Origin of the sequence: Streptomyces sp. NPDC091387 (assembly GCF_044756945.1) — a bacterium.
Lineage (GTDB): Bacteria > Actinomycetota > Actinomycetes > Streptomycetales > Streptomycetaceae > Streptomyces.
Genome location: NZ_JBIVTZ010000010.1, coordinates 110094 through 133410, shown reverse-complemented (window position 1 = coordinate 133410; position 23317 = coordinate 110094). Strand labels below are relative to the sequence as shown.

Genomic DNA, 23317 nt, shown 5'->3' with positions numbered 1-23317 from the left:
TCCGTTAGGAGGTCGGGCCGCCGAAGATGTCGATTCGGTCGCCCTCAGCGAGGGTCACGATGGCGCGCTTGGTGTCAGCGCGCTTGCCGAAACCGGTCTTGGTGCGCTTGCGCTTACCCTGACGGTTGATCGTGTTGACCCCGGTGACCTTGACCGAGAAGACCGCTTCAACGGCCTGCTTGATCTGGGTCTTGTTGGAGCCGGGCGCGACGATGAACGTGTACTTGTTCTCGTCGAGCAGCGCGTAGCTCTTCTCCGAGACAACCGGCTTGACGAGAACGTCACGCGGGTCGTCGTAGGTCTTGCTGGTAACGGTCGCCTCGCTCATCAGGCGTCGCTCCCTTCGGTCTCAGCGGTCTGGGGGCCAGACACGAAGGACTCGAAAGCGGCCTGGGTGAAGACCACGTCGTCAGAGACGATCACGTCGTACGTGTTCAGCTGGCCCGGGTCCAGGATGTGCACCTGGGGCAGGTTGCGTGCGGAGAGCCACGCGGCCTCGTCGCTGCGGTCGACGACCAGGAGCACGTTCTTGCGCTCCGAGATCTTGCCGAACAGCGTCTTCGCGGCCTTCGTGGAGACTCCACCCTCGACCACGCCGGTGACGACGTGGATGCGGGAGTGGCGCGCCCGGTCGGAGAGGGCACCGCGCAGGGCGGCGGCCTTCATCTTCTTCGGGGTGCGCTGCGAGTAGTCGCGCGGCTTGGGGCCGTGAACGACGCCACCGCCGACGAACTGCGGCGCGCGGGTCGAGCCCTGGCGCGCACGGCCGGTGCCCTTCTGGCGGTAAGGCTTGCGCCCACCACCGCGGACTTCACCGCGGCGCTTGGTCGAGTGCGTGCCCTGACGGGCAGCTGCCAGCTGTGCGACAACGACCTGGTGGATCAGCGGAACGCTGGTCTTCGCGTCGAAGATCTCCGCGGGGAGCTCGACGGTACCGGCCTTGTCGCCTGCCGGCGAAAGGATGTCAATGGTGCTCATTACCTCAAGCCCCCTTGGCCGCGGTACGGACCAGGACGAGGCCGCCGTTCGGACCGGGGACTGCGCCCTTGATGAGCAGCAGACCCTTCTCCGCGTCAACCGCGTGGATGGTCAGGTTCTGGGTGGTGACGCGCTCGTTGCCCATCCGGCCGGCCATGCGCATGCCCTTGAAGACACGCCCAGGGGTGGCGCAGCCACCGATCGAACCGGGGGAACGGTGCTTGCGCTGGACGCCGTGGCCGGCGCCGAGGCCCTTGAAGTTGTGACGCTTCATGACACCGGCGAAGCCCTTGCCCTTGCTCTTGCCCGTGACGTCAACCTTGACGCCGGACTCGAACACCTCGGCAGTGACCTCCTGGCCCAGCGTGTACTCGCTGGCGTCAGGGGTGCGGAGCTCCACCAGGTGGCGGCGCGGGGTCACGTCGGCCTTGGCGAAGTGGCCCTTGAGGGGCTTGTTCACCTTGCGCGGGTCGATCTCGCCGAAGGCGATCTGGACCGACTCGTAGCCGTCGCTGTCGTTCGTACGAACCTGCGTCACGACGCACGGCCCGGCCTTGACGACGGTCACCGGGACAACCCGGTTGTTCTCGTCCCAGACCTGGGTCATGCCGAGCTTCTCGCCCAGGACGCCCTTGATGTTCTTGCTCATCTCGGCCCGTCCCCTCAGAGCTTGATCTCGATGTCGACGCCCGCCGGCAGGTCGAGACGCATCAGCGAGTCAACCGTCTTCGGCGTGGGGTCGAGAATGTCGATGAGGCGCTTGTGCGTGCGCATCTCGAAGTGCTCGCGAGAGTCCTTGTACTTGTGCGGCGACTTGATGACGCAGTACACGTTCTTCTCAGTGGGCAGCGGCACCGGGCCTGCGACCGACGCACCAGTGCGGGTCACCGTCTCGACGATCTTCTTCGCCGAGGAGTCGATGACCTCGTGGTCGTAGGCCTTGAGCCGGATGCGGATCTTCTGTCCCGCCATGGCTACTAGTAGTCCTGTCTCTCGTAACGCTCTGGAACCCGGGGTTCTCATTACTCCGCCGCCGACCCACGCGGTCGGGCGTGTCGCATCCCCTCTACGAAAATCTCCCGAAGGAGATCCCAACCAAGGGGGTGCGGGCCTGAGACCGCGCATGCCGGGGGAGGAACCCCACCGGGCGCCTGGCCGGTGCCACACATACGCTTCCCGAAAGATTCCCGTACGTCCGGCCCATGGGGCCGACGAGTACTGTGGGACTCGCTTCCGGTCCTCCCGGCGGGAGGCGCGCAGCATTGACACTCAACCGAGCAACCTGGTCAGTGTGCCATACGGGGTGTGAGCCTGGCCAATCGGCCGGGGATCTTACCCCCCGGGGATGAATGGTCAAACGCGGGCACGTCTCCACAACCCCCGCTCTCCTCCCCCCGGCGGCTAAATCGGTCGAGTACCGCAGCTCACCGCCCCTACAGTGACCGGCCGGGCACGGCATCGTCACCGGGGGCAGAGATCATGCGCACGCACTATCCGCGGACACCGCACCTGCCCTGGTCACCGGGGGCCACCTCGGACGACGTGCACCTCACCGACCTCGCCGGACTCACCGGTACGGAGGTCGTGGTCACCGAGAAGCTGGACGGCGAGAACACCACGCTGTACGCCGACGGACTGCACGCCCGCTCCCTCGACTCCGCGCACCACCCCTCCCGGGGCCGGGTCAAGGCGCTCCAGGGCCGCGTCGGCCCCCGCATACCGGCGGGCCGGCGGATCTGCGGCGAGAACGTGTTCGCCCGGCACTCGATCCCGTACGAGGGCCTGGCGGGCCACTTCTACGGCTTCTCCGTCTGGGACGGCGACCACTGCCTCGACTGGGACCGGACCGTGGCGTTCCTGCGCGACCTGGGTATCCCGGCCCCGCCGGTGCTGTGGCGCGGGGTGTTCGACGCCCGTGCGGAACGGACGCTGCGGGCGCTGCGCCTGGACACCGGACGCCAGGAGGGTTACGTCGTACGTCCCGCGGAGGGCTTTCCGGCCGCCGCGTTCGGGCGGCGGGTGGGCAAGTGGGTACGGCCCGGCCACGTCCGTACGGGCACCCACTGGATGCACGCCGCGGTGGTGGAGAACGGGCTGGGGCCGTCCGCCGCTCTGTGGGACGTGCGCTCGGGCGCCCCGGTCGACCCCGCCGCCCTCGCCACCGCCGTGGGAACCGCCCCCGGCGACGCCCCGGCCGCCCGCGCGACGGCCGACGCCCTGGACGTGCTGAGCCTCACCGGCGACGACCGGCTGGCCGGGGTACTGGCCGCCCTGCTGCACCGCACCCGTCGCGCGGCCCTGGCCCCCGCGCAGGCCGGCCCCCTCGGCATGCCGCTCGCCCGCCGCGTCGCGGACCTCGCCGGGCTGGCCCCCTCGCTGCACCGCCCGTACCCGGACGAGGAGCGCCGCGGCGGACTGGCGCGGATGTCCCGCGCCGCCGGGCTGCCGGTGCTGCACGCGGTGGCCGGCGGTCTGGCCGCCACCCCGGAGGCCCGCGAACAGGTGGAGTGGTCCCGGCTGCACGCCGAGGAGGTGCGCGAGCCGGACGGGCTCCGGGAGGCGTTCGCCGGTCTGGAGCGCGCGGCGGCCGACCGCTGCCTGGCGCAGGCCCGTCAGGCGTACGCCCTGGGCCGGATCAGCACCGCGCAGGAGGCGGTCGCCGCGACCTGGCGGTGGCGCGACGGCGACTTCCCCCGCCTGGTCCACCTGGTCGGCCCGTCCGGCAGCGGCAAGAGCACCTTCGGGCGGGGCCTTCCGGGCACCGACACCTATGTCTCCCTTGACGACCTGCGCCTCGCCCGCGGCTCCCGCGCCGACCAGAGCGCCAACGCGGACGTCCTGCGCGAGGGGCTGCGCCGCCTGGAGGCGGCGCTGGTCCCCGGTGCCACCGTGGTCTGGGACGCCACCTCGCTCAACCCGCACCAGCGCAACCTGGTGCACGCGGCCGCGCACCGCCGGGACGCGCTGGTCACCCACGCCGTGGCCTGGATCGGCGAGGAGGAACTGACCGCGCGCAACGCCCGGCGCGCCCATCCGGTCCCCCCGGAGGTGCTGGCCTCCCAGCTGCGCCGGTTCGTACCGCCGTACCCGGGCCAGGCGCACCGCACCTGGTACATCGGCACCAGCGGAACGGTGGAGGACCGGGCCTGATGCGTACGAGCGAGGAGATCTACCACCGGGTCCGCTGGGACCCCCGGTTCGACCCGGCGCGCTTCGTCCTGGGCGTCGCCCAGCGCTCCGCCGCCCCCAAGCGCGTACCGCTGGAACGGTTCACCCCCGGCGGGGACATCCCCTGGCACCGGGTGCTGTTCTTCGAGGCGGACGGCGAGACGGTGTGGGACCGGTCCTCGGGCGTCGACCGGATCGACGCGACGGACGCCGGCCGGATACGCACTCCGCGCAGGCTCCCGTCCCCTTACTTCACGTCCCGCACCCCGCACGCGTACTCCCCTTCTATGGGCACCTGGGAACCGGCACCGGCCGGGCCGGCGAGCCCGGTCGCCTCGCTGACCGTGCTGACCTGGAACACCCTCTGGGACCGGTACGACAGCGACCGGATCGACACGGCCCGCCGCCGCCCCCTCCTGCTGGACGCGCTGTACGCGGCGGACGCGGACGTCATCGCGCTCCAGGAGGCGGAGCCCGCACTGCTGGACCTGCTGCTGGGGACCGGCTGGGTGCGGGACGGATACACGCTGGCCACGGACCCGGCGGGCCGGGACGCGGCGGACTGCGGTCTGCTGCTGCTCAGCCGGCTCCCGGTACGCGAGGCGGGGCTGCACGTCCTGGGCCCGCACAAGGCCGTGGCCGCCGCGGTCGTGGACACCGCCGAGGGCCCGGTCACCGTGGCCGCGACCCACCTCAGCAGCGACCACTCCCCCTCGGGTGCCGCCCGTCGGGACACCGAACTGGCGGACCTGGCAACGGGTTTGGCCGGCGTCGAGGGCGAGGTGCTGCTCGTCGGGGACTTCAACGACGGCGGCGACCGCCCGCAGACCCGGCTGGCGATGGCGGACGCCTGGCACGAGGTGCACGGCCCCGCCGACGGGACCCCGACCTTCGACCCGTCCGTCAACCCGCTGGCCGCCGTCTCCTCACTGGCGGGCCACGTATCCCGGCTCGACCGGGTACTGCTGCGCACGGACCGGCTGCGGGCCCGGACAGCGGAGCTGACCGGCGATGCGCCGGGCCCGGCGGGGCTGTACGTCTCCGACCACTACGGGGTACGGGTGGAGCTGGGCCCCGCCCCGCCGGTCGCCGATACCGACTGCCTCGCGGAACGCGTCGCCGCGGCCCTCCCCGGCGCCCGAGTCCATATAGTCGGCTCCCGGCGCACGGGCTGCGCGCTGCCGGACGCGGACCTGGACCTGGTGGCGGCACTGCCCGGCACGCTCGACCTCGTCCTCCTCCGGCAACGGCTCGCGGCCGCGCTCCCGGAGGCCCGGGAACTCCGTGAGGTCACCGGCGCCGGGGTGCCGGGTCTGCGCTGGCGCCTGGACGGGCTCGGCGTCGACCTGGTCACCGTGGCGACCGGGGCGCTCTCCCCCGCAGAGGCGGTCGACCGCCGTGCCGAACTGGGCGGGGCGGCGGCCGTCGCGCTGAGCGCGGTGAGCGACGCGGAGGCGGTGCTCGCGGCGGCGGATCCGCACCGGGACGCCTTCACGGCCCTGGCCCGGGACGTCAAGGGATGGGCGGGAGCACGGGGGCTCGACGCCGCGCCCTGCGGCGGGCTGCCGGGCCTGGCCTGGACCGTCCTCGCGGCCCGTACCGCGCACGAGGCGGGCGGGCTCCCACGGCTCGCGCTGCTCCGGCACTTCTTCGCGACCTGGGCGGCGTGGGACTGGGACGAGGCGGTGGGACCGGCCGCGTCCGCCGGGGCACCCGTCACGGTGCTGACCCCGACTTTCCCCGTGCGTTCCTGCACCACGCAGGTCTCCGCCGCCGGCCGCGATCTCCTGGCTGCCGAGCTCTACCGCGCCTGGGAGATCCTGGAGTCCGCCGAGGACGGCGACGACCCGCGTTCCCTGCTGTGCACGCCGCCACCGCTACCCGAGCAGCACACCGCCTGGGCCCTCGCCTCCGTCCACCCCGGCCCCGACCAGGGCCGGCTGCGCGGCAGGCTCCTCGCCCTGACCACCGCCCTCGCCGCCGCGGGCGCCGCCGGCTGCCGCGTCTGGCCCCGCCCGCTCACGGCCGACGGCCGCACGGGGTACGCGATCGGGCTGGGCGCGACGCCCCCGGACGGGCCCCGGCTGGCGGAGATCGGAACGGAGCTGCTGCGCGGAATCAGGGGCGCCTCGCTGGCACCGGTGGGGCTGTCGGCGCTGCGGTCGAGCGGGGACGGGGCGTTCGCGGACGGGCCCGTCTGAAGTAACGCGTACGTACGTAGGGGGATCAGCGCCCGGCGGCGTACGGGACGAAGCCCGCTCACACGTCCGCCGTGAAGGCGAGCCGTGGCCCTGGCAGGTTCTTCGAGTCGCGCACGTGCACTGTGCCGGGGGTGGTCGCGACCTCAATGCATTCGTTGCTGTTGCTGCTGTCGCTGTAGCTGCTCTTGAACCAGGCCAGCTCAGAAACGTCATGCGCGGAAGTCCTGCGGATCATGTCTCTCCCAGCACTTGTGCGATGAGGGTCAGCGACTTCCTAGCCTCGCGCTTTCGTACGCCCAGCAGAACTTGGACGTTAGACTCAGGCGCACAGGTGTTTGAAGGTGTTCGCAGCCGGCCGGGCCCGGAAGTGGACCTCGTGTCCGGCGTCATCGGTGAATACGGCTTCCGTCCCGGACGTCATTGTCATCGTGCCGTGCTGAGTGGGGTTGCCCCATCCCCTGGGCGGATTTCCCGAACCGTCGGAGAGCGGGATGCTCGCCTCAAAGTACGTTTTGCCGATACGGGCCTCGTCAATTCCGCAATGGGTCAGGAGGTCGAAGGGAATCGTCCGGGCGGCCGGGGCCCCCTGCGCGGAGCGGGTCGCCTGCGCGGCCGGGCCGACTTCGCCCGCCGCGGCGCAGCCGGTGAGTGCTCCGGCAGCCAACAAGGCGACGACGTATCTGAGTTTGTCAGTCATGGCCCTTCGACGGCCGGGCCGGGCTGGCGGTTCCCTTCGGAGAGGGGGCTATGGGACAGCGTGCCGGCAGCGAGGCATGCAGCAGGCCCCTGGCGACGCGACGCCACCTGCCGGCAGGCCGCCCAGTACGTTCCTGGACGGCCTGCCGGCCCTTCTCACTCCATCAGCGAGTTCGCGTCGACCGATTTCTCCCAGGCCGGGTTCGGGGCCTCCCCGGGCCAGGTGAACTTCGTGGCGGCCGACCGGGACGTGGGGCCCGCAACGTCCTTCTGCACCAGCCGGGCCAGACTGACGTAAGCGCCTTCCTTCTGTACGGAAGTGTCGTCGCCCACCACGACGAGGACTCGGTCGCCCACGCGCGCGTGCTCGACCCCGTTGAACTGGTAGTCAACCGTCTCGGCAAGCTCCTTGGCGGTCAACTTACGCTCGAGCTTGTCCTCGAAGTCGGTACGCACCTGCGCGACCGTGACGACGCCCCCCTGCTCCCGCACCTCGACGGTGGTGGGAGCGCCGGCTTCCCGTTGCTCCTCCACCGAGACCGTCAGGATCGTCTCGACGGTGGTAGCCGGCTCGGTTACCAGCGGACGGGTGGCAGTGACCGTGCCGCTGATCACGTTAACGGCCCCGGACTGCTCGGCAAACGCAGCGAGGTCAGGGGCGGCGTAGGTACGGTTGAGAGCGCCGTCGAGGAGGACCTTGTGGTCAGGGTCAGCGGCGTCACTTGACCCGGCCGCCGTCCCTTGGCTCAGTGCCGACCGCGGTGTGCGCGAGGAGTCCTTCACGGCATGAGTCTGGGCCCCGGCTCCGCTGGAGCATGCCGACAGGACGAGTGGCAGCAGGAGGCCGGCCGACAGGAAGGCAAGACCGACGCGGCGGGAATCCGACCGGTCAGTAGAGGTAGTTGATGCCATTTCGGTCATCTCCAATCGGAGCGTCGACACTCGTGCTGGATATCGCAATGTTCATCAAGGAACTCGAATTGCTGTTGTGCGCCAGCCCCATGACGTGCCCCTGCTCGTGCGCGATGATCCCATCGCGGTGAGCGGCGGATCCGCACAGTGCCGCATTGGCCAGATCCGGGTCGATAGTGACCTTTCCCCACACCCATCCGGTGCTGAATGGGTCTACGGTCGAAGTATCGACATACATGGCAGTGATGGCACAGTACGAGTTACTCGTGGTCGACCGCCGGTAGAAATCCATTCGGCTCTTACTCTTGTCCAGGGTACTGACGTACCAGACCTTCGTGTCAGTGGTGCTGTTCCAGTGCCCGACACCGTTCGGAATGGCCTCGGGATGGGAGTTCTTGGCCGAGGAGTCCAGCCAGTAGTACTCGCCGTTGATGCCGTACTTCAGGTGGTGGCCGTTGAACGTGTTGTACGCCTGCGCTGGCGCCCCCGCCGTCATCACCAGCCCGAAGGCGAGCAGCGCGGGCGGCAGGGCCGACCACGCGGCAGCGTACTTCCTCCTCCTCTTCGGTATCGGGCTCGGTGACCTACCGGCATTACCCTCTTGCGCGGTGAACACTGTCGCGAATCCCCCTCAAGCTTATTTATTGCTTACACATCCGACCGAATCAGCCTGCGGCAAGGCGCATATCACGCTCCAGCGGCGAATCGATGAATTCTCATTAAAACCTTCACTCGATCTCCACTCCATGGAGTGGAGGTGCTTGCCGCGTGAATTAACAGTAGGCGTAACAGCCACTGAAGATCGAGACCTTGATCGATATGTCATCTACATCACAGATTATTTCGCAACAGACTGCACATAAATGAACACAATGGATTATCGGCAAATTTTCTAATAAATACAGCCTTTACGGATGTTCCGCGAAATCACTCGCCGGGGCGCATCGAATGCACATCACGTGCAATGGGCGCTTCGGCCCGGCCCGATTCGGAATTGAACAGCGGAATGAAATCCTCCCTTGGAGGGTGTTTGCACCGCTTTTGATTCAGCCACTACCCGCCGTTGCGTGCCCGCCTTCCGGAGCCGATTGAAGACCAGCCGGAAAACGAGCAGACCGATAAGGAGTGAGGCACGCCTGACCCGGGCCGGAGTCAGCTGCGCTCCGGGCACGTGCGGCTCCCGATCGCGGATGACGAAATCATCGACCGGGCTGTGCACATTCAGGCGTTGACGAACCGGGAGGTACGCCTGCTGACCTGTGACACCGGTCAGCACACCCGCGGCCGGGCCGCCGGCTTGAAGTACCCGGGACCGGAACCGGTCTGGGAGAGCGCGGGAAGGCCGGCGAACGGTACGCGGGCGAAGCGCCGCGAACGCCAGACCGCCGCAGTCACAGGCGACAGGGCGCGGAGGCCGGGAGCGCCGGGGGGCGCCGCGCCGCCGACCGGTCGGCCAACGCTGCCATGGACACCCCGGGGGCCGCCGCGACCTCGACACAGTCGCCTTCGTTGCCGTTGCTGCTCTTGAACCAGGCCAGCTCAGAAACGTCCTGCTCGGAAGTCCTGCGGATCACGTCTCTCCCAGCACTTGTGCGATGAAGGCCAGCAACTCCCGAGGCTGGAACTACTGAGCGGCGGTGTGGGCCACAAAACCCACCCACGCACCCTCGCCGAAGGCAAGCCGCGGCCCCGGCAGGTTCTTCGAGTCGCGCACGTGCACTGTGCCGAGGGTGGTCGCGACCTCGACGCACGAGTCCCCCTCACTGCTGCTGCTGTAGCTGCTCTTGAACCAGGCCAGCTCGGAAGCGGCCCCAGCAGAGGTCTCGCTGCTCATGTCTCTCCCAGCAGTTGCTCGATGAAGGCCAGCGACTCTCCTGGCGGGAGAGCCTGGGCCCGGATCATCCCACAGCGCAGCTCAAGGATCCGGAGCTGCTTCGGGTCGAATACCGGCCTGCCAGCGAAGGCACCATCCGACCGTCCCACCGCAGTGCCATCCTCGAACTTCAATACCTCGACCCCGCCATCCATTCCCGCGTGGTCCTCGCGGCTGGTCGGCATCACTTGAATCTCGACATTCCGCAACTGTCCGACCTCCAGAAGCCGTTCGAGCTGTCGGCGCAACACGATTGTGCCCCCGATAGGACGGCGTAGGGTCACCTCCTCCTGCACGAAGCTGAGCGTGGGAGCGGGCGACCTCTCGAAAATGCGCTGCCTGGCCATACGCGCGGCCAACACTCGCTCCACTTCGTCCTCCGAGTACGCAGGTCGCCTCATCTCGAACAAGGCCCGCGCATACTCCGGCGTCTGCAACAGGCCGTGGATGTTGTGGTTGCTGTACAACCCCATCTCAACGGCCCGCTCCTCCATCTTCGCCAGTTCCCGAACCTTCTTCGGGTACCGGACCTCCGCCACATCCCGCTTCATCGCGGCGATCTTCCCGCCCGCGCCCAGCACGTCGTCCGCCCGGTCCAGGAACTCCGGGCGGGGGATGCGCCGCCCGCCCTCCACCTTGTAGACCAGGTCCTCCCCGTAACCGATCGCCGCCCCGAACGCGCCGGCCCGCATCCCGGCCGCCTCCCGCCAGGCCTTGATCTGGCGCCCCACGGCGGCGATCACCGCGACACCCGGCTCGTCATCGGGATCGACGTCCCAACCGGGCTCGTCCGCCCCGCCGCCGCCCTGCTCCGTACCGGTCCCGTCCACACTCATCCGTGCCCCACTTCCGACGTGCGTGCCGTTCTTCCTCAACCGCCTCTGTTCCCCGCACGTCACGCCGGACAGCCGGGACAGCACTGGACAAGCCCGGGACAATCACCGTACGCAAGGGCTCCGTCACTGGGCACGGTACGCAGAACCGGCCACGCTGAGTGACGTGAACCAGAAATCCGCCACCCCCCCAACGCCCGGCCACCGAGCGCACGTTCACCGTGCGGCTCTCCCCCACCCGCCGAGGGGCCCGGCTCGCCCGTCTCCTCGCCGTGGCCCATCTCGGCCTCTGGGGCCTGCCGTCCGAGTCGGCGGCGTACATCGTCGCGGAGCTCGCCGCCAACGCCACGGTCCACGGGCACGTACCGGGCCGGGACTTCCAACTGCGCCTCACCGTCCACGCGGGCAAACGGCTGCGGATCGAGGTCACGGACACCCGGGGCGACCGCCTGCCCGTCACGGCGGTCCCGGAAGGGCTCGCGGAGAGCGGGCGCGGCCTGCTCATCGTCGAGGCCCTCGCCGACCGCTGGGGCGTCGTCCCGGGCCCGGTCCCGCGCAAGACGGTCTGGGCGGAACTCGACCTCGCACCGTGACCGAACCCACCGGGTCGCGGGTGCCCACGACCTCCTCGGCCACGACCCGGTGGGCCACGACGCGGCCGCCCACGACGTCTAAAGGCTTTTAAAGAACTCGGGAAAACAACCCATCCAAACCACACCCGCCCCCGTCCTGACCTGCGTCACCCACATGGGTGACATATGGCAACTGGGCTGGATTTGGGCCGGGTTGGCTGGCATATGCTCGCCGCGACCACCACAGAACGAGACGGCCCCCGGCGAGACGCGAATCTCAACCAGGGGCCTGACCACGAGGAAGTAGACCCTTCCCGATGGATACCCAGCAGGTTATCGCGCCCCCGTGCGCCCCGCCCAGCTCCTCCGGCACCCGGCCCGACGTCACGCCGACATCCGGCGTCCTCCACGTCAACGTCCGCCATGTCTCCGGCTTCACGGTCATCGGCAATCACCTCGCCCAGCACCACGAGCTGTCCCTCATCGCGATCGGGCTCGCGGCACACATCCAGTCGCTGCCCGCCGGGGCGAAGGTCGGCATCAAGGTGCTCACCGACCGCTTCCCGGAGAGCGAAGCCCGCATCACAGCTGCCCTGCACGAGCTGGAAGCGGAGGGCTACCTGCACCGCAGCCGGGTACGCCTCCCCAGCGGCCGCGTGGTCACGCGCACGGTCTCGTACAACCAGCCGCGCACCGAGGCCTCAGCCACCATCGCTCCAAAGCCCCGACCCCGGCCCCGGACCCAGCCCCGCCGCAGCACACCGACGACCGCACCCACCGCCCCACCGCCACGCGAGGCCACCCCACCCGCCACGCCTCCGCCGCCCGCGCCCGTCCACGTACCGCCGCCCACCGCTCCCAGGACACCGCCCCCGCCACTCCCCCAGCCGCACGCACCCACCGAGGAGCTGCACCGGGCCGCTTCCGCACTCCTGGCCGACCTACGCCGTCACGCACCCCAACTCGCCCTCACCGAGGGCGACATCACCACCCTCGCTCCCGGCATCGCCACCTGGCTGGAACGCGACACCCACCCCGACGCCGTCCGCCACGCCCTCACCAGCGACCTCCCGGCCCCCGTCAAGCACCCGGCGAAGCTCCTGCGCCACCGGATCACGACCCTCCTGCCGCCCCCACTCCCCGGCACAGCCGACCTCACCCCACCCCGCCGCCGGACCGTCGTCATCCCACTCCAGAACTGCGACACCTGCGAACGCGCCTTCCGCGCCACGCACCCCGGCCACTGCCGCGACTGCCGAACCGAACACCCGGCCGTCGCGCACAGCACCACCGGGTGACACACATCCACCCTCGACCCCGATCGGACCTGCATGGTCAGCTCACCGCACGAGGCGATGCACCGCATCTTCCAGGAGTACCCGGGCCTCTTCTCCCGCGTCTCCGAAGTACTCGGCATCGACATCCCACCACCCACCTCGGCCACCGTCCTGCCCACCGACCTCACCGAAGCCAAACCCGTCGAACGCCGCGTCGACACCCTCCTGCGCATCGAAACAGAAACCGACGGCCCCTACCTCCTCGCCATCGAAGCCCAGGGCAAAAAGGACCGGCGCAAGACAACCAGCTGGCCCTACTACGTCAGCTACCTCCACAACCGATACGACGGCCTGCCCGTCCTCCTCCTGGTCGTCTGCCAGGACCACGCCACCGCCCAATGGGCCGCCCGCCCCCTCACCATCGGCCTCCCCCAATGGCCCACCCTCACCCTCAACCCCCTCGTCGCAGGCCCCCACAACATGCCCGTCATCACCAACGTGGCCGAGGCGCGCAAGGACCTCGCACTCGCCACCCTCGCCGCCATCACACACGCCGACAATCCGGACGTCGGTGCCATACTGAAAACACTCTCCGCCGCACTACGCGAAGCACCGGAGGACGTCGCAGACCCCATCGTCGAACTCACCGCACAGGGCCTGGGCAACCGCCCGGCCGCACAACAGTGGAGGAACCTGGTGGCCGTGGATACCTCTTTCTACAAGTCCTTCATGTCAGAAGAAATCCGGGACGAAGGCCGCGCCGAAGGACGAGCCGAAGGACGAGCCGAAGGCCAGGCAAAGGGCCAGGCGGAAGGCCTCCTGCTGATCCTCCAAGTGCGCGGCATCGTCCTCACCGACGAGACCCGCGAAAAGATCAGCACCTGCACCGACCCTCAGCTTCTACACCGGTGGCTCCACCGCGCCACCACCGCCACCACAGTCGAGGACGTCTTCACCGAGGACCGCTGACCCCCGGCCCTCGAACCCCCAGGGCCTGCGTCCGTATACGCACGCTCTCCGGTCGGTCCCCGCCGGGGCCGGGGACCGACCGCCCTCATCCGGCTCAGGCCGCACGCCGCCAGATCTCGCTCCACCGCTCGGCCCGAGCCCGACAGACATTGCTGTTCGCCGCGGTCCCCTCCGCACCGAGACTCACCCCGCACCGCGCACACAGCCGGTGCACGTAGCACTCGGATCTCCAGCGAGTCGTCGCCCCGGCCCTGCCGCAGACAAGGCACCACGAGGACGCTGCCGTGGGCGGTACGACCGAGCGGAGTACGCGTTCCACCACTGCCGGAAGCGGTTCGTCGGGATGGAACTCCGGATTGGGGCAGTAGGCCGGCATCCCCGGCGAAGCCCGCCCCGCGTCCCGCCAGCTGCCATCGCTCTGGGGGCGGCGCATTCCCGCGGCCTTCTCCTGCCGACGGCGTGCCACGAACACGGCCTCGTCCGCCAGCCAGTGCCGGCGGGCCGCATCGAGCTCCTCCACCGCGCGGATCAGCGAGGCCGGATCCTTCTCCAGGTCACGGGGAATCCGGGCGCTACGACACAGGTGGTGGTACGTGGCGCGAAAGCCATAGGGCGCGAAGGCGACCAGACAGGTCCGCAGCGCGGAGTGACGAGCGTGAACGGTTCGGCCCGTGTCGTGCACGCGCCGACGATGAGTCTCGAAGCTCGCCATCCACGTGAGAGTACGGCCCGGGTCGGCAGCCTCGCATCCGGCCCCCGGTCCCGCCTCTGGCACAATCCCGCCATGCATGTAAGTACCACTCAAGGCTGGGCACTGCGCCCCGCCGCCCCCGAGGATCTTGAGGCCATAGCCGAGATCCGGGCCGTCGTGATGCGCCCGGATCTCGTCCGGCTGGGGCGCTACGACGAACACCGGGTGCGCCAGCGGCTGCGGGACTCCTATGTGCCGGAGTACACCTCGATCATCGTCGTGGACGGCCGCTTCGGCGGGAGTGTCACCCTCCGGCCCGTCGAGGGCGGCCGGTGCCTGGAGAGCTTCTTCCTGGCCGAGGAGCTCCAGGGACGCGGCATCGGCTCCGCGGTCCTGCGCGAGCTGCTGGCCCGTACCGACGCCGAAGGGATCACGGTCCGGCTCAACGTGCTCCAGGGCAGCGCCGCCCGGCGGCTGTACGAGCGGTACGGGTTCATCCTGGAGCGCGAGGACGCGGTCGACGTCCACATGGTGCGCGGGCCCGGCGTCACCGTCTGAGACACGCTCGGCAGCATGGGCAGGGCGGCACGGCTCTCGATGCCGCCCGCTTCGGACGCGAGTGCCGCGTAAGGGCCCCGTCATGGTCACGGGCGCCCTCCGCCGCATGGCCGGCGTCGCAGAGAGGCGTAAGGCAGCGCCGCCCCGGGACGGCGCTCAGCCTCCTTCGAGTTCCTGGCGCACGGTAGCGGCGATGCGGGTGAGCGCGGCCTCGGCGTGACGGCGCTGAACGGCGCTGAGCGGATCGAACACGAGCCGCTTCACCTGCGCGACGTGCGCCGGCGCGCTCTCGGCGAGCTTCTGCCGGCCGGCGTCGGTCAGTGCGCCGAGGGTGTACCGGCCGTCACTGGGATCGGGCCGACGGGCGACCCAGTCGCGGGCCTCGAAGCGGTCCATCACCTTCGACAGGCGGGGCTGAGTGCTGTCGCAGACCCGGGCCAGGTCGCTGAGCCGCATCGTGGACCCCTCCGCCATGGACAGCTGGGCCAGGACCCCGTACTCGAAGTTGGAGATGCCCGCGTCCCGCTGGAGCTGGCGGTCGAGGGCCGCCGGGAGTGCGATGACGACCGTGAGGAGCGCCTGCCACAGGTCCTGCTGGTCGTCGTCGAGCCAGGGCGACTGAGTATCCATGACCCCCATCCTACTTGCCCAGGCAACTCGCATCACTTGCCTGGGCAAGTCCTGTCGGGTTACCTTACGACTTGCCCAGGCAAGTGAAAACACTTTCCGGGGCAAGCGAAGGAGTTGAATCCCGATGACCGCCACGAGCAGCGTGGCCTCCCTCTTCCCGTCGCGCACACCAGCCGCGGCATACGACGACCTCCTTGCCCGGGTCCTGCCACAGGCAGCCGAGCACCGGATGTGGAACCCCTCCGACGGGCCCCTGCCCAGCCTCTTCGTCAGCCACGGGGCCCCGTTCACCCTCGACGATCCGCAGTGGCTCGGCGACCTCTTCGACTGGGCGCGGTCGATGCCCCGACCGCGGGCCGTCGTCGTCGTCTCGGCCCACTGGGAACGGGCACCGGTCGCGATATCCGGAGCCGCGGCCGGCACCCCGCTCTTCTACGACTTCAGCGGCTTCCACCCCCGCTACAAGACCCTTCCCTACGCGACCCCGGACGCCACCGACCTGGCTCGGCGGCTCAAGGGGCTGCTGGGCCGGACACCGGTGCACGAGTTCACCGACCGCGGCCTCGACCACGGCGCGTTCATCCCGCTCATGGCCATGTACCCCGCGGCCGACGTCCCGGTCGTGCAGCTGTCGATGCCCAGCCTCGACCCCGGCGCCCTGCTCGAACTCGGGGCACGCCTGCGGCCCCTGCGCGAGGAAGGCATCCTCGTTCTCGGCTCGGGCTTCATGACGCACAGCTTCGCCGTCTTCCGCCGGCCGGAGCTCGCCGCCGACACCGCGGCCTTCGACGCATGGGCCGTCGACGCCCTCACCCGGGGCGACGTCGACGCCCTCACCGACTACCGCGACAAGGCGCCCGGCGCCGCGGTCGCCCATCCGACCGCCGACCACTTCGTCCCGCTGCTGCTCACCATCGGCGCCGCCGACGACCCCGGCAGCGCCGTGAGCACCATCGACCGCATGGTGATGGGCAACTCCACCCGGTCGGTACAGCTGACCTGAGCGCCTCGACGCGCTCCGCCTTCCTGCCTGACCGCCTCACACCGCCGTCATCGGCTATCGGCCCATCGCCTCGTCCGTAGGCGACGGCAGCAGAACACCCCGCACCAAACACCTCGCTTCACACACCCTGAAGGAAAGCGCCATGAAGGCAATACGTTTCCACGAGTTCGGCAACAGCGACGTCCTGCGCTACGAGGACGTCGACCGTCCGGTCCCCGGCGCCGGGCAGGTGCTGGTGCGGGTGGCGGCCACGTCGTTCAACCCGGTCGACGACCACATCCGCGCCGGCGTCATGGCCGAGATGCTCCCGATCACCCTCCCGTACGTGCCGGGGATCGACCTGGCGGGCACCGTCGCCGAACTCGGCGCGGACGTGACCGGCCTGGAGGTCGGTGACCGCGTCGTGGCGATGCTGCCCCTCGACTCCGCCGGCGGCGCCGCCGAGTACGTGATCGCCCCGGCCGAGTCCCTGGCCCCGGCGCCCCGGACCATCGAGTTGGTCGACGCCGCGGCGCTGCCGCTGACCGGCCTGGCGGCCTGGCAGACGACGTTCGAACTCGCCGGGCTCAAGCCCGGTCAGACCGTCCTGATCAACGGGGCCGGGGGCGCGGTGGGCAGCCTCGTGGTACAGCTCGCCGTCGACGCGGGAGCGCACGTGACCGCGGTGGACGCACCGCAGCACGCCGACCGGCTCCGGGGCTACGGCACGGACCGGGTCGCGGCCCCCCTCGACCTCGCCGCGGGCCCGGCCGCTGTGGGCGGTCCGTTCCAGGTCGTGGTGAACCACGTGCGGGTCTCCCCGGAGGAGCTCGCACGGCTGACGGACTACGTCGCCGACGGCGGGGTCGCCGCCAGCACGGCCGGTCCGGTTCCCGAAGACCCCGCCCGGGGGGTGCGCAGCGCGAGCCTGTGGGTCCGGAGCGACGGAGCCCAGCTGGCCGAGCTGGTCGCCAAGGTGGACGCCGGCACGCTCAAGGTCCACGTCGCCGCCCACCGCCCGGTGGCCGAGCTGGCCGCCGTGCACGAGGACGCCGGCGCCGGGCGGCTGTCCGGCAAGACGGTCCTGCTCGCCCCCTGACCCCGACCGCACCCGCGACAGCAGCCCCGCCCGACACCGGGGCCCCACGCAGAAGGGCCCCCTCCCACCGCTTGCGCGATGGGAGGGGGCCCTTCTCGGTGCTCTGTGCGGAGCTACCAGGTCAGACGCTCAAGGACTTACTTGAGGATCTTGGTGACCTGGCCGGCGCCCACGGTCCGGCCACCCTCACGGATGGCGAACTTCAGGCCCTCTTCCATGGCGACCGGCTGGATCAGCGCGACGTTCATGAGGGTGTTGTCACCCGGCATGACCATCTCGGTGCCCTCGGGGAGGGTCACAACGCCCGTCACGTCCGTGGTACGGAAGTAGAACTGCGGGCGGTAGTTGTTGAAGAAGGGGGTGTGACGGCCACCCTCGTCCTTCGACAGGATGTAGGACTGGGCCTCGAACTCGGTGTGCGGCGTGACCGAACCGGGCTTGATGATGACCTGGCCGCGCTCGACGTCCTCGCGCTTGATGCCACGGAGGAGCAGACCGACGTTCTCACCGGCCTGGCCCTCGTCGAGCAGCTTGCGGAACATCTCGATGCCGGTGACCGTGGTGGTGGTCTTCTCGGTCTTGATGCCGACGATGTCGACGGTCTCGTTGACCTTGAGGACACCACGCTCGATACGACCGGTGACGACGGTGCCACGACCGGTGATCGTGAAGACGTCCTCGATCGGCATGAGGAACGGCTTCTCGACGTCACGCTCGGGCTGCGGGATGGACTCGTCGACGGCCTTCATCAGGTCGAGGACGGTCTGGCCCCACTCCTTGTCACCCTCAAGAGCCTTGAGCGCCGAGACCTTGACGACCGGAAGGTCGTCGCCCGGGAACTCGTACTCGGAGAGGAGCTCACGGACCTCGAGCTCGACGAGCTCCAGGATCTCCTCGTCGTCCACCATGTCGGCCTTGTTCAGCGCGACGACGATGTACGGAACGCCGACCTGGCGGGCCAGGAGCACGTGCTCCTTGGTCTGCGGCATCGGGCCGTCGGTCGCGGCGACGACGAGGATGGCGCCGTCCATCTGCGCCGCACCCGTGATCATGTTCTTGATGTAGTCAGCGTGACCGGGGCAGTCGACGTGCGCGTAGTGACGCGACTCCGTCTGGTACTCGACGTGCGCGATCGAGATGGTGATACCGCGCTGGCGCTCTTCGGGAGCCTTGTCGATCTGGTCGAAGGCCGAGGCCTCGTTCAGGTCCGGGTACGCGTCGTGCAGCACCTTGGTAATGGCGGCCGTGAGGGTCGTCTTACCGTGGTCAATGTGACCGATGGTGCCGATGTTGACGTGCGGCTTAGTCCGCTCGAACTTTGCCTTCGCCACTGGGTCCTCCTGCGGAGTGGTTCTGTACGCCTTGCTTCATCGGCGCCAGGTGATCTTTGCTGGGATGCCGGGGCCCGGGGGCATTTCGGCGCGGTGCTTGCGCGCTGCGCCGAAATGCCCCACCGGGCTCCGGTGACAAGCCTAAAGCGTGAGCTCGGGAGAGTTACTCGCCCTTGGCCTTCGCGATGATCTCCTCGGCGACGTTCCGCGGAACCTCGGCGTAGGAGTCGAACTGCATCGAGTAGCTTGCGCGACCCGAGGTCTTGCTGCGGAGGTCTCCGACGTAGCCGAACATCTCCGAGAGGGGCACGAGGCCCTTCACGACGCGAGCGCCGTGGCGCTCCTCCATGGCCTGGATCTGGCCACGGCGGGAGTTGAGGTCGCCGATCACATCGCCCATGTAGTCCTCGGGCGTGGTGACCTCGACGGACATCATCGGCTCCATGAGCACGGGGGACGCCCTGCGGGCACCCTCCTTGAACGCCTGCGAACCGGCGATCTTGAAGGCCAGCTCCGAGGAGTCGACCTCGTGGTAACCACCGTCGAGAAGGGTGACGCGGACGCCGACCATCTCGTAACCGGCCAGGATGCCGAACTGCATGGCTTCCTGGGCACCCGCGTCCACCGAGGGGATGTACTCCCGGGGGATGCGGCCACCGGTGACCTTGTTGACGAACTCGTAGGACGCGTCGCCACCCTCGATGGGCTCGATGGCGATCTGCACCTTCGCGAACTGGCCGGTACCACCAGTCTGCTTCTTGTGCGTGTAGTCGATGCGCTCGACGGCCTTGCGGATCGTCTCGCGGTACGCGACCTGCGGCTTGCCGACGTTCGCCTCGACGCGGAACTCGCGCTTCATGCGGTCGACGAGCACTTCGAGGTGAAGCTCGCCCATACCACCGATGATGGTCTGGCCGGTCTCCTCGTCGGAGTGCACCTGGAAGGAGGGGTCCTCCTCGGAGAGGCGCTGGATGGCGACACCCAGCTTCTCCTGGTCGCCCTTGGACTTCGGCTCGATGGCGACCTCGATGACCGGTGCCGGGAAGTCCATGGACTCCAGGATCACCGGGTTCTTGTCGTCACAGAGCGTCTCACCGGTCGTGGTCTGCTTGAGCCCCATGACAGCGATGATGTCGCCCGCGCCCACCGACGCGATCTCCTCACGCTTGTTCGCGTGCATGCGGTAGATCTTGCCGATGCGCTCCTTCTTGCCCTTGACCGAGTTCAGCACCGCGGTGCCGGCCTCGAGGCGACCGGAGTAGATCCGGACGAAGGTGAGCTTGCCCAGGTGCGGGTCGCTCGCGATCTTGAACGCGAGGCCGGAGAACGGCTCGTCGTCCGAGGGACGCCGCTGGATGACCTTCTCCGGGTCCTTGACGTCGTGGCCTTCGATGGCCTCGACGTCCAGGGGGGAAGGCAGGTAGCGGACGACCGCGTCGAGCAGGGGCTGAACGCCCTTGTTCTTGAACGCGGTGCCACAGAACACCGGGGTGACCGTGACGGAGTCGGCCGTGCCCTTCGACGCGAGGGTGATGCGGCGGACCGCCTCGTGCAGCTGGTCCTGGGTGGGCTCGACGCCCTCCAGGTACAGCTCCATCATCTCGTCGTCGTTCTCCGAGACGGCCTCAAGGAGCTTGCCGCGCCATTCCTCTGCGGCCTCCTTGAGGTTGTCCGGGATCTCGATGACGTTGTACATCTCGCCCTTGGCGGCCTCTTCGGGGTACACGAAGGCCTTCATCGACACGAGGTCGACGACACCCGTGAAGTCGGCCTCGGCGCCGATGGGGAGCTGCATGACGATCGGGACAGCGCCGAGGCGCTGGACGATCATGTCGACGCAACGGAAGAAGTCGGCACCGGTGCGGTCGAGCTTGTTGACGAAGCAGATACGCGGCACGCCGTAGCGGTCCGCCTGACGCCAGACGGTCTCGGACTGCGGCTCGACGCCGGCCACGCCGTCGAACACGGTGACGGCACCGTCGAGGACGCGGAGCGAACGCTCCACCTCGACGGTGAAGTCGACGTGACCGGGGGTGTCGATGATGTTGATGGTGTGGTCAACATCATTGAGCGGCCAGTGACAGGTCGTCGCGGCCGACGTGATCGTGATGCCGCGCTCCTGCTCCTGCTCCATCCAGTCCATCGTGGCTGCGCCGTCGTGGACTTCACCGATCTTGTAGCTCACACCGGTGTAGAAGAGGATCCGCTCGGTGGTGGTCGTCTTCCCCGCGTCGATGTGGGCCATGATCCCAATGTTGCGGACCTTGGCCAGGTCAAGCGAAGTGGTGGCCATAAGGCTCAATCTTCTCTCGGTCTCGATGGGGTGAGCGACTACCAGCGGTAGTGCGCGAAGGCCTTGTTCGACTCGGCCATCTTGTGGGTGTCCTCGCGCTTCTTGACTGCAGCGCCAAGACCGTTGGAGGCGTCGAGCAGCTCGTTCATGAGCCGCTCCGTCATCGTCTTCTCGCGACGGGCGCGGGAGTAACCGACGACCCAGCGCAGCGCGAGAGTGGCGGCGCGACCGGGCTTGACCTCGATCGGCACCTGGTAGGTGGCGCCACCAACACGGCGGGACTTGACCTCGAGCGAGGGCTTGACGTTCTCAAGCGCGCGCTTCAGCGTGATGACCGGGTCAGCGCCGGTCTTCTCGCGGAGGCCTTCCATGGCGCCGTACACGATCCGCTCGGCGGTGGAACGCTTGCCGTTGAGCAGGATCTTGTTGATCAGCGAGGTGACAAGAGGAGAACCATAGACCGGGTCAATGATGACCGGGCGCTTCGGGGCGGGGCCCTTACGAGGCATTCTTACTTCTCCTTCTTGGCGCCGTAGCGGCTGCGGGCCTGCTTGCGGTTCTTGACACCCTGGGTGTCAAGGGAGCCGCGGATGATCTTGTAACGAACACCCGGCAGGTCCTTCACACGGCCACCACGCACGAGCACGATGGAGTGCTCCTGCAGGTTGTGTCCCTCACCCGGGATGTAGGCCGTGACCTCGATACCGGAGGTCAGACGCACACGCGCGACCTTCCGGAGCGCGGAGTTCGGCTTCTTCGGGGTGGTCGTGAACACACGCGTGCAGACGCCGCGGCGCTGGGGAGAACCCTCGAGCGCGGGCGTCTTGTTCTTCTCGACCTTGTCCTGCCGGCCCTTCCGGACCAGCTGCTGAATCGTAGGCACTACTTCTCCGGTTTCTGTGTGCCGTCGGTGAAACTAACCTGGAACAACTCCGACCCACGCGGTCGGGTGTGTCGGATACTGCGGGTCACTGCCCTGAAGGCGGTTCATCCACAGATCACGGTGGCCAAAGACGGGCTCGCCGTGCGGTTGAGGACACGCACACGAGCCCAGGCACAACCCAGGCACAAGGTCTGAGCGTACCTACCTCATCGACTTGGGTCAAAACAAATGCAGCGCCCCCGGAACGCCGGGGGGTCACGCCCTGCCACGCCGGGACCATGGGGCGCCGGGCCGGCCACCGCCGCACCTCACCAACGCACTCGGCCCGCGCCCGAGGCTGCGCACCGCTCGGCCGACGCGAGACCGGGCCGAGGCGCGGACGCAAGCCGCGGGCGGGGCACGCGGATCAGTGCGGTTCAGCACAGAACCCGTGCGCGGACATCGCGCACCGGGCGCAACACGTCAGACCGACAGCCCGACACAGAGCAGCGCCAGTGCGATCACCGCCACCCCTGCTGTCGCGATCAGAAATATGCGCCGCCTCCTCGGGTTCCTGGGGACCGCGTCGACAAATTCAGATCGCCCGGGATTCAGTGGGTCGTAGATCACGCCCGCACCATCAGGCACATAGGAGAGACCGAACCTCGTTATCGTAAACCGCTTTCGATCGGCAGTGACGTACGCGAAAACCACATCGATCTTGCCGTCTTTGGGGATGGATTTGCGGGCGACGGTGGCATAGCAGTGCACTCCGCGTGCACGCAGGGGAGACTGCAGGACGAAAGGGATTCCGAACACCAGAAGCGCCATGACGGAAATGGCAAATATTACGCCGACGACAAGAAAAGGCACCGAGCCTCCAGGGCGAGTTTTGGGGAAACGATCGCACAACACCCCTGCACACAGCAACACTCTCAGCGAAAGGGCCGCAGGCAAACAGACACAAAAAGAACCAAATAATCGAAGGGAGCGCCACCATGCCGGCAGCCGAGGCTCCCGGGCGATTCCAGAGCACCTGAACGATCCGGACCCCCTGAGAAACACCGGAAGACCTCAAAACGAAACCCAGCTTCCGGCCTGAGCTATTCACAGACAAAGGCCTGGTCGCGGCACCAGGGAAACGCAGTCTTTTCCCCCCTGTGCGTCAGCGCGATGGCCGCACCGCACCGCTCCGTCTGCAATGGGCCGATCACCTCGGAGAATGCACGCGAAAGCTGATGGGCTTCTCTCCGGGCTCGCCTGGCATTCAGCAACCCTTTACCGGTAACCGTCCGCGTACGGGCGCGGCTGGAGCCGACGGCTTCCCCGGGTGACCGGCGCGTTCGCCCTCCTGGTGCAGCGGAGCGACCGGAGCGAACGGCAGCTCACGGA

General features: G+C 68.7%; 26 protein-coding genes. 8 read left to right on the top strand and 18 right to left on the bottom strand.

The features are described from left to right. Window positions 1–4: 4 nt before the first annotated feature. From rplW to rpsJ, 4 genes are read right to left on the bottom strand one after another with little or no spacing between them, the layout of a single operon-like run. Window positions 5–328 (bottom strand): 50S ribosomal protein L23, encoded by a 324-nt coding sequence (rplW, locus tag ACIQM0_RS21705; protein WP_356322373.1) that lies wholly within the window; start codon window positions 326–328, stop codon window positions 5–7. Further along, the gene (gene rplD, locus ACIQM0_RS21700) at window positions 328–978 is read right to left on the bottom strand and encodes a 50S ribosomal protein L4 (protein WP_363031408.1); all 651 of its coding nucleotides are present in this window, start codon (window positions 976–978) and stop codon (window positions 328–330) included. The genes rplW and rplD overlap by 1 nt, the downstream gene beginning before the upstream one ends. Before the next feature lie 4 nt (window positions 979–982). Next, a complete protein-coding gene (rplC, locus tag ACIQM0_RS21695) occupies window positions 983–1627 on the bottom strand; it encodes a 50S ribosomal protein L3 (protein WP_014154591.1) in 645 nt (214 codons plus the stop codon). Between the two features lie 14 nt (window positions 1628–1641). Continuing rightward, a complete protein-coding gene (gene rpsJ / locus ACIQM0_RS21690; RefSeq protein ID WP_003948644.1) occupies window positions 1642–1950 on the bottom strand; it encodes a 30S ribosomal protein S10 in 309 nt (102 codons plus the stop codon). Between the two features lie 507 nt (window positions 1951–2457). Between rpsJ and ACIQM0_RS21685 the strand changes: the two genes are divergently transcribed. Continuing rightward, window positions 2458–4128, top strand: a complete 1671-nt coding sequence (locus ACIQM0_RS21685; RefSeq protein WP_401289048.1) for an RNA ligase family protein — start codon at window positions 2458–2460, stop codon at window positions 4126–4128. Continuing rightward, on the top strand, window positions 4128–6347 hold the full coding sequence (locus tag ACIQM0_RS21680) for an RNA repair domain-containing protein (RefSeq protein WP_401289046.1): 2220 nt from the start codon (window positions 4128–4130) through the stop codon (window positions 6345–6347). The genes ACIQM0_RS21685 and ACIQM0_RS21680 overlap by 1 nt, the downstream gene beginning before the upstream one ends. 58 nt (window positions 6348–6405) lie before the next feature. Here the strand turns inward: ACIQM0_RS21680 and ACIQM0_RS21675 are convergent, their stop codons facing one another. The 7 genes from ACIQM0_RS21675 to ACIQM0_RS21645 all read right to left on the bottom strand — a co-directional run bounded on the left by ACIQM0_RS21675 (window position 6406) and on the right by ACIQM0_RS21645 (window position 10664). Next, the gene (locus ACIQM0_RS21675) at window positions 6406–6582 is read right to left on the bottom strand and encodes a DUF397 domain-containing protein (RefSeq protein WP_401289043.1); all 177 of its coding nucleotides are present in this window, start codon (window positions 6580–6582) and stop codon (window positions 6406–6408) included. Window positions 6583–6666: 84 nt separating this feature from the next. After that, complete coding sequence (locus ACIQM0_RS21670) at window positions 6667–7044, bottom strand: hypothetical protein (protein ID WP_401289040.1); 378 nt, start codon at window positions 7042–7044, stop codon at window positions 6667–6669. A 155-nt stretch (window positions 7045–7199) separates the two neighbouring features. After that, window positions 7200–7826: a hypothetical protein gene (locus ACIQM0_RS21665; RefSeq protein ID WP_401289038.1), complete on the bottom strand. Its 627-nt coding sequence runs from the start codon at window positions 7824–7826 to the stop codon at window positions 7200–7202. 106 nt (window positions 7827–7932) lie between these two features. After that, window positions 7933–8571, bottom strand: coding sequence for a matrixin family metalloprotease (locus ACIQM0_RS21660; RefSeq protein WP_401289035.1), 639 nt, complete (start codon window positions 8569–8571; stop codon window positions 7933–7935). Between the two features lie 775 nt (window positions 8572–9346). Further along, on the bottom strand, window positions 9347–9529 hold the full coding sequence (locus tag ACIQM0_RS21655) for a DUF397 domain-containing protein (protein WP_401289034.1): 183 nt from the start codon (window positions 9527–9529) through the stop codon (window positions 9347–9349). A 50-nt stretch (window positions 9530–9579) separates the two neighbouring features. Then, window positions 9580–9789: a DUF397 domain-containing protein gene (locus tag ACIQM0_RS21650; protein WP_401289031.1), complete on the bottom strand. Its 210-nt coding sequence runs from the start codon at window positions 9787–9789 to the stop codon at window positions 9580–9582. Beyond that, window positions 9786–10664, bottom strand: a complete 879-nt coding sequence (locus ACIQM0_RS21645; RefSeq protein WP_401289029.1) for a helix-turn-helix domain-containing protein — start codon at window positions 10662–10664, stop codon at window positions 9786–9788. The genes ACIQM0_RS21650 and ACIQM0_RS21645 overlap by 4 nt, the downstream gene beginning before the upstream one ends. A gap of 218 nt (window positions 10665–10882) precedes the next feature. Here ACIQM0_RS21645 and ACIQM0_RS21640 point away from each other — a divergent pair, with 218 nt between their 5' ends. The 3 genes from ACIQM0_RS21640 (at window position 10883) to ACIQM0_RS21630 (ending at window position 13479) form a co-directional block, all read left to right on the top strand. Next, a complete protein-coding gene (locus ACIQM0_RS21640) occupies window positions 10883–11254 on the top strand; it encodes an ATP-binding protein (protein ID WP_401289026.1) in 372 nt (123 codons plus the stop codon). 296 nt (window positions 11255–11550) lie between these two features. Then, window positions 11551–12531 (top strand): helix-turn-helix domain-containing protein, encoded by a 981-nt coding sequence (locus tag ACIQM0_RS21635; RefSeq protein ID WP_401289023.1) that lies wholly within the window; start codon window positions 11551–11553, stop codon window positions 12529–12531. A 33-nt stretch (window positions 12532–12564) separates the two neighbouring features. Then, window positions 12565–13479, top strand: a complete 915-nt coding sequence (locus tag ACIQM0_RS21630; protein ID WP_401289020.1) for a hypothetical protein — start codon at window positions 12565–12567, stop codon at window positions 13477–13479. A 94-nt stretch (window positions 13480–13573) separates the two neighbouring features. Here ACIQM0_RS21630 and ACIQM0_RS21625 read toward each other — a convergent pair whose 3' ends face one another. Then, window positions 13574–14191 carry a hypothetical protein gene (locus ACIQM0_RS21625; RefSeq protein ID WP_401289018.1) on the bottom strand — a complete coding sequence of 206 codons (618 nt, stop codon included), beginning with the start codon at window positions 14189–14191 and terminating at the stop codon, window positions 13574–13576. A 72-nt stretch (window positions 14192–14263) separates the two neighbouring features. On the opposite strand from ACIQM0_RS21625, the gene ACIQM0_RS21620 reads away from it, so the two are divergent. Then, on the top strand, window positions 14264–14728 hold the full coding sequence (locus ACIQM0_RS21620) for a GNAT family N-acetyltransferase (protein ID WP_401289015.1): 465 nt from the start codon (window positions 14264–14266) through the stop codon (window positions 14726–14728). A 156-nt stretch (window positions 14729–14884) separates the two neighbouring features. On the opposite strand, the gene ACIQM0_RS21615 is transcribed toward ACIQM0_RS21620, so the two are convergent. After that, window positions 14885–15358 (bottom strand): MarR family winged helix-turn-helix transcriptional regulator, encoded by a 474-nt coding sequence (locus ACIQM0_RS21615; RefSeq protein ID WP_401289012.1) that lies wholly within the window; start codon window positions 15356–15358, stop codon window positions 14885–14887. Between the two features lie 124 nt (window positions 15359–15482). On the opposite strand from ACIQM0_RS21615, the gene ACIQM0_RS21610 reads away from it, so the two are divergent. After that, window positions 15483–16361, top strand: coding sequence for a DODA-type extradiol aromatic ring-opening family dioxygenase (locus tag ACIQM0_RS21610; protein ID WP_401289009.1), 879 nt, complete (start codon window positions 15483–15485; stop codon window positions 16359–16361). 142 nt (window positions 16362–16503) lie between these two features. Beyond that, window positions 16504–17439, top strand: coding sequence for an NADP-dependent oxidoreductase (locus ACIQM0_RS21605; protein WP_401289007.1), 936 nt, complete (start codon window positions 16504–16506; stop codon window positions 17437–17439). 137 nt (window positions 17440–17576) lie between these two features. Here the strand turns inward: ACIQM0_RS21605 and tuf are convergent, their stop codons facing one another. The 5 genes from tuf to ACIQM0_RS21580 form a co-directional block, all read right to left on the bottom strand. Further along, a complete protein-coding gene (tuf, locus tag ACIQM0_RS21600; protein ID WP_073732686.1) occupies window positions 17577–18770 on the bottom strand; it encodes an elongation factor Tu in 1194 nt (397 codons plus the stop codon). Window positions 18771–18933: 163 nt separating this feature from the next. Beyond that, complete coding sequence (gene fusA / locus ACIQM0_RS21595; protein WP_363024453.1) at window positions 18934–21063, bottom strand: elongation factor G; 2130 nt, start codon at window positions 21061–21063, stop codon at window positions 18934–18936. Between the two features lie 38 nt (window positions 21064–21101). Next, entirely contained in the window at window positions 21102–21572 is a 471-nt protein-coding gene (rpsG, locus tag ACIQM0_RS21590; RefSeq protein WP_014047773.1) for a 30S ribosomal protein S7, read from the bottom strand. A gap of 2 nt (window positions 21573–21574) precedes the next feature. Then, window positions 21575–21946 (bottom strand): 30S ribosomal protein S12, encoded by a 372-nt coding sequence (gene rpsL, locus ACIQM0_RS21585; protein WP_003948652.1) that lies wholly within the window; start codon window positions 21944–21946, stop codon window positions 21575–21577. Between the two features lie 462 nt (window positions 21947–22408). Then, complete coding sequence (locus ACIQM0_RS21580; RefSeq protein ID WP_401289003.1) at window positions 22409–22798, bottom strand: hypothetical protein; 390 nt, start codon at window positions 22796–22798, stop codon at window positions 22409–22411. Window positions 22799–23317 lie beyond the last annotated feature (519 nt).